The 982-nt window shown below is 43.7% G+C and carries 1 protein-coding gene; it reads right to left on the bottom strand.

Annotation, left to right across the window (positions count from 1 at the left end; all coding sequences use genetic code 11):
- On the bottom strand, positions 1–982 hold a 982-nt coding region (locus A3763_RS19775), incomplete at both ends, for an Ig-like domain-containing protein (RefSeq protein ID WP_197483003.1).

The raw sequence follows: 982 nt of genomic DNA, 5'->3' as shown, positions 1-982 counted from the left end.
GTAAATGTATTTGAGGGTCTGGATTGCCAGTCATAACAGCAATTAATGGTAGATCGAAGTCGCGATTTGATAGGTTTCGGACAAGTGTTAGTAAAGTGCTGCCAGATTTTAAGACCTCGTTTTCTGCATCATATAATACTTCTGCTTCTGCGTAGCTTACGATGACATTTCTGAAATCATTTGTACTGTATATTGCTGACGAACTATGAATTTGATTGCTCGAAGCCTCAATTGATATCAGACCAATATTCTCAGAGCTTAGGGTAATTTGAGCGACGCCATTACTGGTATAAGCCGTTTCGATATGTGTGGTGCCATTATCAGTGATACTAAAACTCACTTCAGTGTTATCTGGAATTGCTCCGCTAGCCGAGTTAGGGCTTAAAGTCGCGGACACAATAGAGCTATCAATACCGTTGTTTAGAATAACGTTTGGAGTCAGTGACAGTGATATCGCTTTAGTAGCGTTAGGGTCTTCCGAGATTGTGAGGCTCAGAGTGTTAGAGCTTATAAGTTCTCCTGAGCTGTTTAGTAACTGGGCAGATATATCGCTGGTGCCGGCTGACAGAGCTTTTAGCAAACCGCTTTGATTAGAAAAGTAGTCATTCGATGCCGTCTCGATAGATACAACATCATTGTCACTGATTATCCAGCTTACTTCTTGGGTGAGATCTTTGCTGCTGTTATCGGAGTAGTCTGCAATGGCACTCAGTTGCAGTTCATCGTTAACGTTTATCGCGCTAGCAGGGCTGGTAATAGCAATAGAACTTAGTATTGCGTCCGTCACTGTGAAGGTTGCGCTGGACGATAGGCCTTCAAAGCTGGCGCTGACACGTGTACTACCGGGGGCAACGGTACGAATTAGTCCTGGGCTATCTACATTATTGTCGACAGTAATAAGTTGATTGTCTTCGCTTTGCCAGGTGACGAGGTGGGTGATGTCTTTAGTCGATGCATCGGTATATAAGCCACTTGCTTTGAC

This window comes from Oleiphilus sp. HI0128, assembly GCF_001635365.1.
Note: the sequence above shows the minus strand (reverse complement) of the source record. Positions and strands in the feature narration are given on the sequence as shown.